This window comes from Flavobacterium pectinovorum (assembly GCF_006438875.1).
In the GTDB taxonomy this organism is placed as follows: domain Bacteria; phylum Bacteroidota; class Bacteroidia; order Flavobacteriales; family Flavobacteriaceae; genus Flavobacterium; species Flavobacterium pectinovorum_A.
The window spans coordinates 127,980-141,269 of sequence record NZ_RCZH01000019.1; the positions used below are offsets into that span (position 1 = coordinate 127,980).

A 13,290-nucleotide genomic window follows, 5' to 3' on the forward strand; every position below is an offset into this window, starting at 1 on the left:
GTTTTACAAGCATAATTCGGCTAAATTTTCAGTATAAGCTGCCTCAAAAGGGCAGTTTTTTTGTTTTTTATGATTTATCAAAGGGACTAAAACTAGATAATATACAATTGTTTTACAATAAGATAATATCGATTATTTGGGTGTGAATTAAATATTTTTATCAAAATATATTATTGGAAATAATTTAAGAATATAATTGCTTTTTAAGCTAAAATTTTTGATTTATTTTATGATAATAATTTATTTAAAAGAACAATTAACCTGAAAAAACAAATTATTATTTTGAGAAAAACCTACTTTTTTACAGCAGTTTTTATACTGCAATTTTTAATTTCCTTTGGGCAAAACCAAAATCTAATTGGATGCGGAACTCAATTGTCTCAAAAGGAAGAAGCTGCTTTTGCGAAATCGCTTTCCAAAATTAAAACCTGGAAAAAAAGCAATACGCGAAAGACCGCTACAACTCCTTACATTATTCCGGTGGTGTTTCATATTCTGGCCGATGGAACAAATATTAATAATGTGTTTACCAAAGAGCAAATGAAATGCAGGATTGATGATGCATTGCTTACGGTAAATAAAGATTTTAATGGTTTATTTCCGGAGTATGCAACTACAGATCCACGTTTTGATGCTGTTAAAAGTAAATTGAATATTCAGTTTGTTTTGGCTACCGTTGATCCGGACGGGAATCCTTTGGAAATTGCCGGTTTAGACTGGCATACTGATGCGCATATTGTTGATGGTTACGATAACAGGATTTACGATTATATATGGTACGGAAAGAATAACAGGTATTATCTAGATGTTTTGGTTGTTGATGAGCCAAATACGGGTCAGGGATCTGTTGGTTCCGGACATGCTTTTTTACCTATTCAGGACGCAATTCCTCGTGTTGCTTACAATCACAGATATATTGGGAGTACTTGTGGGTCCAATGCCAGTGCTACTTTTGCAAAAGTAATGACACATGAGTTTGGTCATTATTTTGGTTTAAAACATACTTTTCAGGATGATTGTGATCCTGTTAATGATGGTATGGCTGATACTCCGCCAACTAAAGTTGCAGAAGGCTGTACTCGAAATGTACTAAATAGCTGTGGTGTTTATGCGAATGCTGAAAATCACATGGATTACAATACAGATTGCCAGAATATGTACACCAGAGATCAAACGAATGCAATGACGTATTGGTTAGATGATATGACGGTTGCCAAATATCCTCGTGGTGTATTATGGCAGGAAAGTAATCTTAGTTCGGTTGGAGTTATTGCCGCTGCGCCAATAGCTAACTTCAGCAGTAATACGACTTCTATTTGCTCCGGAAAAACAGTTGCTTTTAAGGATGTTTCTTTAGGATTGCCAACTTCAAGGGTCTGGACTTTTCAAGGTGGATCTCCGGCAACCTCTACAGATTTGAATCCGAGTGTGACTTATGCTGCAGCAGGAAAATATAAAGTGACACTGGAAGTAACTAATTCTCTTGGAACAAATACAAAAGAAATAGTAGATTATATTGAAGTCGATCAAAAATCGAACTCAAACTTAGCAGAAAATTTTGCAGGAGTTTTTCCTCCGAAAGGTTGGGAAATTACAAATCCCGATAAAGGATTGACTTGGGAAAAAAGAAAAGATACCGGACATAATGATAGCTCTTGCATGATTATGAACAATGCAGATAATGCGGTTGTTGGAGCGTTGGATTATATCAGATTGCCTTATTTTGATTTTACGGCTGGACAAAATAGTCAGCTGTTTTTTGACGTTGCTTACACAAAATTTGATGATGCGAGCCCAGATGTTTTAAAAGTGCAGGTTTCTACAGATTGCGGACTTACCTGGAATGATGTGTATTCTAAAACGCACAACATTTTAGAAACGACACAAGTTCCTACAGCTTTAGCCAATAACTGGATACCAGCTACTGATGCTAATTGGAGAAAAGAAGTTGTAGATCTTAGTGCTTATCAAGGGAATAATAATGTTTCTATTCGTTTTGCAAATGTGTCCGGATATGGAACCAGAATCTGGATTGATAATGTAAATGTTGCTATTGTTCAGGCTGCTACTCCGGTTTCAGATTTTGCTTCAAATACAAGAGGTACAAGATGCACAAGTATTGCAGTTCCTTTTTTGGATGTTTCAACTGGAAATCCAGCTTCATGGAATTGGTCTTTTCCAGGTGGTACTCCGGCAAGTTCTACAGAAAAAAATCCGGTTGTAACGTATAATTCGCCAGGTGCTTTTGCAGTGACTCTTTCTACTTCAAATACTAACGGAACAGGAACTACGCTTACTAAAAATAATTATATCACAATTGTTGATCCGGATAGAATCTCTTATACAGAAGGTTTTGAAGATTCTTTTCCTCCTCAACAATGGGAAATAGTGAATCCTGATACTAAACTAACTTGGGAGAAACGTGCCGATGTTGGACATAATTCTCCATCAAGTATGGTAATGAATAATGCCGACAATAGTAAGGTTGGAGAAATTGACGAAATTATTTTGAAACCGGTTGATTTATCTGTCGGAATCACAGATTTTTCATTTGATGTTGCTTACGCGAAATTTGATGCTGCAAGTCCGGATGTTCTTGAAGTTTTGGCCTCAAAAGATTGTGGTCTTACCTGGGAAAGTGTTTATTTAAAAACTCATACACAATTAGAAACTTTTGTTAGTACAGATCCAAATAATTGGGTTCCAACATCAGATTCACACTGGAGAACAGAAAGAATTTTATTGTCTAATTATAAAGGTTTGTCTAATGTTTTATTTAAGTTTAAAAACACTTCAGGATACGGTTCAAGGATTTGGATTGATAATTTGAAATTCACTTTTGACAGTAAAGAAACTCCATTTTCAGAATTTGCAATAGAAAGCCAAAGATTGTGCAGTGATTTACCAATTGCATTTAAGGATAACTCAACAGGTGAACCTACATCATGGTCATGGTTGTTTCCAGGTGGAACACCTTCTACTTCTACAAGTAAAACACCGTCTGTTGTTTATGATACTCCGGGAAATTATGATGTAACTTTAATTGCTTTCAATTCTCATGGTACGGGATCTACGATAGTAAAAACAGGCGCAGTTGTTGTAAAAAGCAAAAACAGCCTTCCTTATGCAGAAAATTTTGAGTCGGCATTTCCAATTCAGGATTGGGAAATCATTAATCCTGATCAGGATGCCATAACATGGGAGAAACGCTCAGATGTTGGTAAAGGAGATTTGTCGTGTCTGGTTATTAATAATGCTGATAATCCTACGGGGAAAATTGATGAACTTGTTTTCAAATCATTGGATTTTACGACTGCTTCAACACCTTATTTGTATTTTGATTTGGCGTACACACAATATTTGAATTCCGGAAATACGGATCCAAGTGTTTCGGATGCATTTGATAAAATAGATATTTTGGCCTCTTCAGATTGTGGTGTTACCTGGACGAGTGTTTATGCTAAAGACAATGTTGCTCTGCAAACCGTATCACCGCCAATTATGGATGATCCAACTACAACTCAAAAGAATGAAACTAACGATTGGACTCCAACCAAAGTTTCTGACTGGAGAGTTGAAAAAGTTGACTTAAGTATTGTAAAAAATCAAAAGAATGTTTTGTTGAAAATTAAAAATACTTCAGGATATGGAACCAGAATATGGTTTGATAATTTAAAAGTTATTTCAGATAATAAACCGTTTTCAGATTTTCTAATTGACAATAAAAAACAATGCAGCGATTTGCCTTTGGCGTTTGTTGATCAATCTGTTGGAGAACCAACTTCTTGGTCATGGACATTTCCGGGAGGTACGCCTTCTTCGTCTACAAGTCAGAATCCTGCTGTAGTTTATGAGAATGCAGGAAGCTATAATGTAACATTAGAAACTTCAAATTCTAACGGAACGGGTACAAAAAGCCTAAAAAAGAACTTAGTGGTTATTAAGGAGAAAAACAGCATTCCTTTTTCAGAGAATTTTGAAGGTACTTTTCCAATTCAGGATTGGGAAATTATTAATCCTGACAAAGATGCCATTACGTGGGAAAAACGTTCAGATGCGGGCAAAGGAGATTTGTCTTGTATGATCATTAACAATGCCGATAATCCTACGGGCAAAGTAGATGAGCTGATCTTAAAATCATTAGATTTTTCTGCGACAACAGCACCATTTTTATACTTTGATTTGGCTTATACACAGTATTTAAACGCTTTAGATCCTACGCCGGCTCCTGATAAAATTGATATTTTAGTTTCTTCAGATTGTGGTGTTAACTGGACTAATGTGTATTCTAAAAATCAAATACAATTACAAACTGTTTCTCCGGCAATTCAGGATGATCCTGCAACAACGGCAGCAAACGAAACAAACGACTGGATTCCGACTAAAGATGCTGATTGGAGAAAAGAAAAAGTTGATTTGAGTATCGTAAAAATGCAAAAGAACGTTTTGGTAAAAATTAAAAATACTTCAGGATATGGAACCAGAATTTGGTTTGATAATTTAAAAGTAGAAAATGGTCCAAATTTATCAGTTTCTAAATCAAAACTGCTGAATATCTTAGCAGGAGTTCAGGTTTACCCGAATCCGTCAAGTAATGTGTTTCATTTGATTACGCCTACTTCTACAGATAGTTATACTGTAGTTATTCATGATATTTTAGGCAGAGTTATTTATAAAGAGACTTTCTCTGGCGATAATAATAATGACAAGACTATTAATTTATCCGGTAAGGCAAAAGGAGTATATCTTCTTAATGTAACATCTTCTGCCACGAAGACATTTTCTCAGAAAATTATAAAACAATAGGTTATTTTTTTGTAGATAAAAACAGGCTGTCTCTTGCGGGACAGCCTGTTTTGTTTAATATTATTTTATCTAAAAATATTTATAGATAAATAAAAAAAAAGAATTTATTCTATTGCAGATACATCTTTGAATTCCGGTGCGGAAAATTTATTTTTAAAATCAAAAACCAAATGCGACGGTCCGTTTTGTTGTAAATAGTCTAATTTTTCAACAGCTTCTTCAAGAGTTGGAATATGTCCTTTTGGAATCCACCACATCGCTGTAGCTGCTTTTCCGAATTTCAGAAACCATTCTTTACGGCGTTTTAAAAAATCGCTGTGAAAAGTTTTGTACATATAATGTTCCAGCGTTTCAATATCTTCCCAAACCGAAACATTTACAATAATCTGTTCGTCATTATAAGGGTTCAGATTTGTGGCATTATAACTGTCGTCTTTTAATCTCCAGACAAATCCTTCGCTTTTTTCAGCCAGCGTATTGATGAGGTCCAAGTTGTCTACAAATTCTTTCATGATTGGATCGTTGATATCAACGCCTTTCATTTTGGCAATGTTAATTTCGGCAAGATGATAATTGCTCATGTTGGTATGGTTTTGAATATGAGGCAAGTTAGTTTTTTTTGGAGTAAATTTTAAAGCATATTCTTAACAATAACCTTTTTTAATGTGAAAAATTCATCAGATTTTGTTTCCAGAATCAATATGTAATCAAAAAAGCCCATTAGGACAATGTTATTAAGTTAAGCTTTTTTAGACAATTATGGTTAAAAAAAAATCGCGCAAAGTCGCAAAGCCGCCAAGTTTACATTCTTTGATCCCGAAGCCTCGGGACTGCGACTTTGCGCGAGATTTATTCGGTATAATATTAAAGATGCTTTTTAACTTAATGACATTGTTTATCGGGACAAAACGTCGGTAAAAAAAGTCCCGTTAGGGACTTAATGTTGGTAAATTACATCGACAGCAATTCTTCCAACCGCTGAACCGTCACTTACGGCTTTATGAGCTTCCATTGCGTTGTCTAAAGTAAATTTTCTGGGATCTATAAGTGGTTTTAATTTTCCTTCTTCGAATAGTTTTGCAGCTTCGGTTAGAATATCACTATGGTGTTTTCTTCCTTCGCCACTGATTGCCGGGTGCAGAACAAAAATACCATGAATACTGGCAGAACGAAGCGAACTTGTTGCTAAAGTATGTGTTCCGAAAGCGTAACAGCTGCTAATTTGACCGTAATGACGAATAGCTTTTAAGGAATCATCAAAAGATTGTCCGCCAAGAGTATCGTATATAATATCAAAACCTTTTCCGTGTGTAAATTCATTTACGTAATCTTCGACCTGAGCATTCTTATCTATAGGAGTTGCTCCATAGGATTTTACAATAGCTTCTTTTTGCTTAGAAACGGTTGCATAAACTTCAGCACCGAAAATTTTGGCAAGTTGAACCACCATGTGACCAACACCGCCTGCACCTGCATGAACCAAAACTTTGTCACCTTTTTGTACTTTGGCTCTGTCAATCAAACCTTCCCAAGCGGTAAGTAATACTAACGGAATTCCGGCAGCTTCTTTCATGGTTAGGTTTTTTGGTTTTATGGCTAATAAATCAGTGTCGACAGCAGTATATTCGGCTAAAGTTCCCTGAAGACCTAAAACTCCTCCGGCAAGTCCGTAAACTTCATCACCGACTTTAAAGTCGGTAACGCCTTCACTAATTGCTTCGATTACGCCGGCAAGATCAGTTCCTAAAATGGCTGGTAAAACGGGCGATGCATAAGGCGAAACTCCTAATCTGATTTTATTATCGATTGGGTTTACGCCGCTTGCGTGTATTTTTACTAAAACTTCTCCTTTTTTAGGAGTTGGTTTTGCTGTTTCTGTGGTTACAAAATCAGATTCGTATGTGTTTGTGAAAAGTGCTTTCATTTTTTTGATTATAAAATTTGAACTGTTTTGTAAACCAGAATTGGTACTGCAACCAGAGTTTCGCTTTTGGCAACGAAATCAAGTAAATACGGTTGATTGTTGTGTATATCAAGACCGGATTGATCTTTCCATTCTTCCCAAATGATGAAAATATTTTCAGATGCGTGAAGGTCGTAACGAACACAGGCAGCTTCTTTTCTGGTTTCGGTAACCAAATGATTTAGCATGCTTTGGAATTGCTCGATATTTTCTGGTTTGCTTTTGAATATTGCTGTAATTGATATCATAATTGTGAAAAGTTAAAGGTTAAAAGTTAAAAGTTTTTTCTAAATGTTTGGTGTAGTTTTCTTTAAAGATGTCAATGTTTTCTGCAGTAGCACCTTTTTCAACGTCATGAAAATGGAAACTGTCTAGTTTTTCCATACCTGTAAATTTATTCATTTTATGGAAACCAAACATAGCTCCGTCATCTACAGATGTTTCTTCGAAGAATTCTCCCGGAAGTGTAAAAGCAGTTGCTGGCGCATTCCAACTTGTGGTAAGCATGTATTTACGTCCGTGTAATTGTCCGCCGGTTCCGTAATTAATGTCTGGGTTTGTTCTGGTTCTTCCGTCGTTTTTGTAAATTCCTTTTTGATGTCCGGCTGTAAAAACGTCGTCGATGTATTTTTTGAATTGGTTTGGCAATTGAAACCACCAAACTGGTGTGTGATAAATGATTACATCTGCCCAAACGAATTTTTCTACTTCTTTGTCTAAGTCGAATTCTTGTTTTATATCGGTTGTTTTTATTTCGAATTGTTTGCTGTTTGTTAAGTATTCGATTGTCCAGTCTGTAACGGTTTGGTTGAATTTTCCGCCTGAATGCGCGAAATTTTGACTTCCGTTGATGATAAATATTTTCTTCATAATGTAAATGTTCTTGTTGATTCGTGGGTTTTGTGTGAGGGATAGAAGTGAAAATCCTTTTTTATAATTTTTTTCTATTTATAAAAAAGATTGTAACGAATAGCCCGACCCGGAGGGGCACACCCAAATTCTTATTATTGTTGAGTATAATTTTTTAAACACATAGAAACATAGGTTTGGAAGCTAGTTTCTTATATACAGTTCTCAAAGTTTGTCATTCCGAGGCACGAGGAATCTTCGCAAGTAACTCCGTGTAGTGAATTGCCAATCTTTGTAGAGTTTCTCGCGAAGATTCCTCGTTCCTCGGAATGACAATATTGTGTAAACTATGTTTGTTACTATGTTTCTATGTGTTTAAATATTATTTATTTTAATTTTGAAATGGCCTGATTAATGAAATCTAATTCTGAACCAGATAAATCAAAATCCATTGTTTTTGCGTTAGAAATGGCTTGTTCTGCGTTTCTTGCTCCGGCTAAAACAATTGTGATTCCTTTTTGTAAAGTGGTCCAGCGTAAAACCAATTGTGAGATCGAAATGTGTTTTGCATTGGCTAAAGAACTCAATTCTTCGACTAAGGTTTTTACCTTTTGAAGATCAAATTGTCCGAAATAACCATTTCTATGATCATTGTCTTTTAGTTTGCTGTCTGTAAAATATTTTCCGGTTAATAAACCTCTTTCCATTGGGCTGTAAGCGATTATTCCAATATTCTCTGCAATCGTAAGCGGAATTAAATCGGTTTCGATATTACGATTCAACATACTATAAGGAACCTGATTGGAGGCTAACTGAATTGTTTTTTGTGCTTCCTGAATTTGTGCAGGACTGTAATTACTTACTCCGGCTGCTCTAATTTTTCCTTGTTTGATTAAGGTTTCAAGCGCTTCCATTGTTTCGTAAATTGGAGTAGTGGAGTCTGGCCAGTGAATTTGCAATAAATCGATATAATCGGTTTGAAGACGTTTTAAGCTTTCTTCGACTTCTTTTATAATGCTATTTTTTGAAGCGTATTTATAAACTGGGATTTTTTTTCCGTTGTCTTCGGCATCAAAAAAGAATTCGCCTTTTCCGTTGTTGCTTCCGTCCCAAACTAATCCAAATTTAGTCAATAATTGTACTTTTGATCGGTCTTGGGTTTTTAAAGCTTCACCAATCATTTCTTCGCTTAAACCAAATCCATAAAAAGGAGCGGTGTCAATTGTGGTAACACCATGATCGATTGAAGCATGAATTGAAGCGATTGAATCTGCTTTTTCGTTTCCGCCCCACATGTTTCCGCCAATGGCAAATGCGCCGTATGTAATAGTTGATAATTCGAGTTCGCTATTGCCTAATTTTCTATATTCCATAATGTTGTATTTTGATGCTTAAAATTTGTTTGGCAAAATTATACCATATTTATGAGTGTAAAGTTGTATATATTTGTCTTTTTTATGTAAATTTGCAACTTCAAATAAAATTAGCATTATGAAAAAAGAAAATTTATACGAGCCATTTACGGTTTCTTTTGAAACTCTGGATGAATATCCGGATGTTGGAGATCGTCATAATTTCTTTGAATTGGTTTATATTTTAGACGGAACAGGAAGGCAGTGTATTAATAAAAATGTATTTGAATATGATGCCGGACATATGTTTTTATTGACGCCTGAGGATTGTCATAATTTTACGATTGAAACCAAAACAAAGTTTTTCTTTTTGAGATTCAATGATATTTATTTGAAAAATTCAAGTCTGCAAAACGAGAATATTCAGCGTTTAGAATATATTCTTCAAAACGCAAATCATCAGCCGGGTTGTATATTGAAAAATCATGCCGATAAATGTCTGGTAAAAGTGATGGTGGAAGCTATTATTCGCGAACATCAGGATAAAGATGTTTATAATAAAGAGTTGATTCAGCAATTAGTAAATACTTTGATTATCGTTGTTGCCAGAAATATTGCCAAGTATTTGCCAGAGCAGGTAAATCTTGGCTGTGAGGCTAAAGCGATGGATATTTTGCAATATATTCAGAATAATATTTATTATCCTGAAAGAATTAAAGCGGAATCCCTTAGTGAGTATTTTGGAATTTCGAATACGTATTTAGGGCGTTATTTTAAGAAACATGCAAACGAAACCATGCAACAATATATTAGTAATTATAAAACGAAACTGATTGAACATCGTTTGCAGTTCAGCGATAAACGCATCAACGAAATTGCGTATGAATTTGGCTTTACGGATGAAAGTCATTTCAATAAATTCTTTAAGAAACAAAGAGGGAATAGTCCGTCTGAGTTTAGGAAAGTTATTCGTATTAGTGCGTGAAATTAGCACGCGGATGACACGGATTCGCAAGCGAAAACTCGGATTATCGCGGATTTTTTTATTATAGATTAAAGAATAAATAATTAAACACGAATTACACTAATTTGCACGAATTTTTTTGCCACCGATTTTGCTACGTAAGTTCGCTATCGCTCGGGTTACAAATTAAAAGAATTTTTTAATCTGTGTTAATTTGTGAAATTCGTGTTTAAATGATCTTCTTGATTACACGTAGTTTGTGCGTGTGTTTGTTTAATTCTGGATTGTAAATTCCTAAATGGTCTAAACGGTCAATGCGGACTTTTCCACTGGCGTGAATGATGTAGTTATTGTCCATTATGATGCCGACGTGGATGATGTTTCCTTCGTCGTTGTCAAAAAAGGCTAAATCTCCAGCTTCGCTTTCTTCAATAAAACTTAAAGGTTCTCCGTCAAGAGCTTGCTGTGAGGCATCGCGATGAATTTTATAGCCGTTTAGTTTGTAAACCATTTGTGTAAAACCGGAACAATCGATTCCAAAAGGTGTTTTTCCGCCCCAAAGATACGGAGCGTTCAAATACATAAAAGCAGTAGTTATTAAAGCGCTTTTAGGTTTTATACCGCTAATTTTTGTGCCTTCGAAATCAAAGTTGGATGTGTTGATTTCGCTATTATTTAAAAAAGATAAAGAAGCACCAAGCGGAATTGGTAATAATAAATTATCAGGTGCACTGATATAATCAATCAAATCAGCATTAAGAATAATGGCTTCCTTACTTAGCTGATTATAATTTGCTTCAGAAATTACCTGGTATTGTTTAGAATCTACCCAACCTTCATAATCATCAAACTGAATTTTTATTCGCGCCCATTGATTTTGGCGTTCTAAAATTTCGATGTGTTCGCCAAACAAAAGTTGTGTAACGATTTCACTTCTGTCACTTGGCTCAGATCGAACGGGTACTATGGCTAGATTGCAAATTCCGAACATTTAGGGTAATTTATAAGTTGAAAATTAGGAGTTATCGTTTTATGGATAACTCCTAATCTAAATATTGTTTAAGCTCTTTCGATAACAATTGCAGATGCACCACCACCGCCGTTGCAAATTGCAGCAGCTCCGATTTTAGCATTGTTTTGTTCTAAAACATTTAGCAAAGTTACGATGATTCTTGCTCCCGAACATCCTAGAGGATGTCCTAATGAAACTGCTCCACCATTTACGTTTACTTTATCGTTATCTAAGCCAAGAATTTTTGAATTTGCTAATCCAACAACTGCAAAAGCTTCGTTGAATTCAAAATAATCAACATCACCAATTGCAATTCCTGCTTTGTCTAAGGCTTTTGGTAATGCTTTTGCCGGACTTGTAGTAAACCATTTTGGCTCTTGCGCAGCATCGGCATAACTTTTTATGTAGGCTAGGGGTTTTAATCCTAATGCGATTGCTTTTTCTTCAGACATTAAAACCAAAGCAGCAGCTCCATCATTTATTGTGGAGGCGTTTGCAGCAGTAACAGTTCCATCTTTGGTAAAAACAGCAGCTAATGAAGGGATTTTATCCAGTTTTACGTTTGTGTATTCTTCATCTTTTGAAATGATGATTGGTTCACCACGTCTTTGCGGAACTTCAACAGGAACAATTTCGTTGTCAAATTTTCCAGCGTCCCAAGCTTTTGCACTTCTTTCGTAAGATTGAATAGCGAAATTATCTTGTTCTTCACGGCTGATGTTGTATTCTGATGCACATAAATCAGCGCAAACTCCCATTGCGTTGTTATCGTAAGCATCTGTCAAACCATCTTTTTGCATTCCGTCAAGCATAGTTGCAGGACCAAATTTAGTTCCGTTGCGCATTTGTACGTAATGCGGAATCAAACTCATGTTTTCCATTCCTCCAGCCACAACAATTTCAGCATCACCGCAAGCGATTGCCTGTGCGGCGAACATTACAGCTTTCATTCCTGAAGCACAAACTTTGTTTACGGTCGTAGCGGCTACTTCTTCAGATAAACCGGCAAAAAGTGCAGCCTGACGTGCTGGTGCTTGTCCAACTCCGGCTTGTACCACATTACCCATAAATACTTCATCAACTAATTTTGGGTCTAAGTTAATTTTTTGTAGTGCTCCTTTTATAGCGGCAGCACCTAATTTTGGTGCGGGTACGGTAGATAACCCTCCCATGAAACTTCCGATAGGTGTTCTAACGGCAGAAACGATAACAACTCTTTTGTTCATTTTCTGTTAATATTAGTTAATCAAGCAAATTTACTCTTTATTTGAATAAATTCAAATTTTGGGGCAATTCGATTGGATTTTAAATTTAAGATGAAATTTTTGCTAATTCTATTTGTTTGATTGTGAAGTGATTTAAAAAAAAGATTGAAAAAAGATTAAAAAAACAGCAAAAATAGTTGTGAGATATGGAATGTTGTCATACCTTTGCCACCGCAAAACAGGACATGTTTCCTTGAGCTGGAGAGTTGCCTGAGTGGCCGAAAGGACTTGTTTGCTAAACAAGCGTATGGGTAACTGTACCAAGGGTTCGAATCCCTTACTCTCCGCTTAATTTTTGCTTTTCGGATTTTAAATTAATTCGATAAAGTGTCCCGATTGAAGATAGGGAATAGTACAAATAAAATCTTCGGGGTGTAGCGTAGCCCGGTTATCGCGCCTGCTTTGGGAGCAGGAGGCCGCAGGTTCGAATCCTGCCACCCCGACTAAAACTTTGCCATTAAGTTTAAAAACAAATGGACGCATAGCTCAGCTGGATAGAGCACCTGCCTTCTAAGCAGGCGGTCGAAGGTTCGAATCCTTCTGCGTTCACATAAGAAGCCATTCTATCGAGTGGCTTTTTTATTTAGCTTCGTTAGATAAAATTATAACTTTGCTAGTAAAGTTTAAAAATAAATGGATGCATAGCTCAGCTGGATAGAGCACCTGCCTTCTAAGCAGGCGGTCGAAGGTTCGAATCCTTCTGCGTTCACTTAATAAAAAGTCTATTTCATTACGAAATAGACTTTTTTTATGGGATCAACACGAAAATTAGGAATGAATTTGGATCAGGTGCAAAAGTTGGGGATTAGGCAAAAAGATTAGATAATCTGAACAAGAAGAAATCTACTTTACGCACTCCTCTAAATTGACTTCTAAACGCTTTTACTTTAGCATTGAATGATTCTGCAGAAGCATTAGTACTTCTATTGCCAAAATAGTTTAAGATTGATTGGTAATTAACCGTTATAGTATTTAAAAGGATATTAAAATTTTTAAACCCTGAATCTTCTACATTCTTGTACCAATGTGCCAGTTTGGTCATCGCAATGTGTTTATTGTTATGATTGTTGTAAATACCT

General features: G+C 35.7%; 10 protein-coding genes and 4 tRNA genes. 6 read left to right on the plus strand and 8 right to left on the minus strand.

Features of this window, described 5'->3' with window-relative positions:
* Positions 1-282 precede the first annotated feature (282 nt).
* The gene (locus tag EAH81_RS22765) at positions 283-4,806 is read left to right on the plus strand and encodes a PKD domain-containing protein (protein ID WP_140511302.1); all 4,524 of its coding nucleotides are present in this window, start codon (positions 283-285) and stop codon (positions 4,804-4,806) included.
* Positions 4,807-4,910: 104 nt separating this feature from the next.
* Here the strand turns inward: EAH81_RS22765 and EAH81_RS22770 are convergent, their stop codons facing one another.
* The 5 genes from EAH81_RS22770 to EAH81_RS22790 form a co-directional block, all read right to left on the minus strand.
* Positions 4,911-5,387 carry a DUF3291 domain-containing protein gene (locus EAH81_RS22770; protein ID WP_140511303.1) on the minus strand — a complete coding sequence of 159 codons (477 nt, stop codon included), beginning with the start codon at positions 5,385-5,387 and terminating at the stop codon, positions 4,911-4,913.
* Positions 5,388-5,743: 356 nt separating this feature from the next.
* Positions 5,744-6,742, minus strand: coding sequence for a zinc-dependent alcohol dehydrogenase family protein (locus EAH81_RS22775; protein ID WP_410501119.1), 999 nt, complete (start codon positions 6,740-6,742; stop codon positions 5,744-5,746).
* Positions 6,739-7,017 (minus strand): putative quinol monooxygenase, encoded by a 279-nt coding sequence (locus EAH81_RS22780; RefSeq protein WP_140511305.1) that lies wholly within the window; start codon positions 7,015-7,017, stop codon positions 6,739-6,741. Before EAH81_RS22780 ends, EAH81_RS22775 begins: the two co-directional genes overlap by 4 nt.
* Before the next feature lie 19 nt (positions 7,018-7,036).
* Positions 7,037-7,639 carry an NAD(P)H-dependent oxidoreductase gene (locus EAH81_RS22785; RefSeq protein ID WP_140511306.1) on the minus strand — a complete coding sequence of 201 codons (603 nt, stop codon included), beginning with the start codon at positions 7,637-7,639 and terminating at the stop codon, positions 7,037-7,039.
* Positions 7,640-8,004: 365 nt separating this feature from the next.
* A complete protein-coding gene (locus tag EAH81_RS22790) occupies positions 8,005-8,991 on the minus strand; it encodes an aldo/keto reductase (protein WP_140511307.1) in 987 nt (328 codons plus the stop codon).
* 118 nt (positions 8,992-9,109) lie between these two features.
* Here EAH81_RS22790 and EAH81_RS22795 point away from each other — a divergent pair, with 118 nt between their 5' ends.
* A complete protein-coding gene (locus tag EAH81_RS22795; RefSeq protein WP_140511308.1) occupies positions 9,110-9,955 on the plus strand; it encodes an AraC family transcriptional regulator in 846 nt (281 codons plus the stop codon).
* Between the two features lie 208 nt (positions 9,956-10,163).
* On the opposite strand, the gene EAH81_RS22800 is transcribed toward EAH81_RS22795, so the two are convergent.
* A complete protein-coding gene (locus EAH81_RS22800) occupies positions 10,164-10,925 on the minus strand; it encodes a C40 family peptidase (protein ID WP_140511309.1) in 762 nt (253 codons plus the stop codon).
* 68 nt (positions 10,926-10,993) lie between these two features.
* The gene (locus tag EAH81_RS22805; RefSeq protein WP_140511310.1) at positions 10,994-12,172 is read right to left on the minus strand and encodes an acetyl-CoA C-acyltransferase; all 1,179 of its coding nucleotides are present in this window, start codon (positions 12,170-12,172) and stop codon (positions 10,994-10,996) included.
* Positions 12,173-12,411: 239 nt separating this feature from the next.
* Here EAH81_RS22805 and EAH81_RS22810 point away from each other — a divergent pair.
* The 4 genes from EAH81_RS22810 (at position 12,412) to EAH81_RS22825 (ending at position 12,920) form a co-directional block, all read left to right on the plus strand.
* A tRNA-Ser gene (locus tag EAH81_RS22810) sits at positions 12,412-12,498 on the plus strand.
* 81 nt (positions 12,499-12,579) lie between these two features.
* Positions 12,580-12,654, plus strand: a tRNA-Pro gene (locus EAH81_RS22815).
* A 32-nt stretch (positions 12,655-12,686) separates the two neighbouring features.
* A tRNA-Arg gene (locus tag EAH81_RS22820) sits at positions 12,687-12,760 on the plus strand.
* An 86-nt stretch (positions 12,761-12,846) separates the two neighbouring features.
* Positions 12,847-12,920, plus strand: a tRNA-Arg gene (locus tag EAH81_RS22825).
* A 96-nt stretch (positions 12,921-13,016) separates the two neighbouring features.
* Here EAH81_RS22825 and EAH81_RS22830 read toward each other — a convergent pair.
* The coding region (locus tag EAH81_RS22830) for a transposase (RefSeq protein ID WP_241676537.1) at positions 13,017-13,290 on the minus strand (274 nt) is incomplete at its 5' end.

Excerpts from the sequence above, each read along its gene's own strand:
- EAH81_RS22790 (WP_140511307.1), bottom strand. The coding sequence starts at position 8,991 with ATGGAATATAGAAAATTAGGCAATAGCGAACTCGAATTATCAACTATT.
- EAH81_RS22795 (WP_140511308.1), top strand. The coding sequence starts at position 9,110 with ATGAAAAAAGAAAATTTATACGAGCCATTTACGGTTTCTTTTGAAACT.
- EAH81_RS22785 (WP_140511306.1), bottom strand. The coding sequence starts at position 7,639 with ATGAAGAAAATATTTATCATCAACGGAAGTCAAAATTTCGCGCATTCA.
- EAH81_RS22805 (WP_140511310.1), bottom strand. The coding sequence starts at position 12,172 with ATGAACAAAAGAGTTGTTATCGTTTCTGCCGTTAGAACACCTATCGGA.
- EAH81_RS22780 (WP_140511305.1), bottom strand. The coding sequence starts at position 7,017 with ATGATATCAATTACAGCAATATTCAAAAGCAAACCAGAAAATATCGAG.
- EAH81_RS22770 (WP_140511303.1), bottom strand. The coding sequence starts at position 5,387 with ATGAGCAATTATCATCTTGCCGAAATTAACATTGCCAAAATGAAAGGC.
- EAH81_RS22800 (WP_140511309.1), bottom strand. The coding sequence starts at position 10,925 with ATGTTCGGAATTTGCAATCTAGCCATAGTACCCGTTCGATCTGAGCCA.